A 212-nucleotide genomic window follows, 5' to 3' on the forward strand; every position below is an offset into this window, starting at 1 on the left:
GTAAGCGTCCGAGCAACTACGTGTTTTGCTCCATTGGTCTCCACTGGGGGCTGGGTATTAGGGTGTGGAGTTCGGAGAGCTTGGTGTCAGGGATACGATCGAGGGTGTCTTTAAGCCATTGGTAAGGATTGATCTGATGTTCCTTACAGCTGGCCATGAAGCTGTAGATCATAGCGGCCCGCTGGGCGGCTTCGTGGGACCCGGCAAAGAGA

The 212-nt window shown here is 54.7% G+C and carries 1 protein-coding gene; it reads right to left on the minus strand.

All coding sequences use genetic code 11. From position 1 onward, the window contains the following. Positions 1–16 precede the first annotated feature (16 nt). Positions 17–212 (minus strand): transposase domain-containing protein (locus FRY97_RS23440; RefSeq protein WP_147169802.1); only part of this gene is annotated, 196 nt, incomplete at its 5' end.

The organism is Phaeodactylibacter luteus (genome assembly GCF_007993045.1).
GTDB lineage: Bacteria > Bacteroidota > Bacteroidia > Chitinophagales > Saprospiraceae > Phaeodactylibacter > Phaeodactylibacter luteus.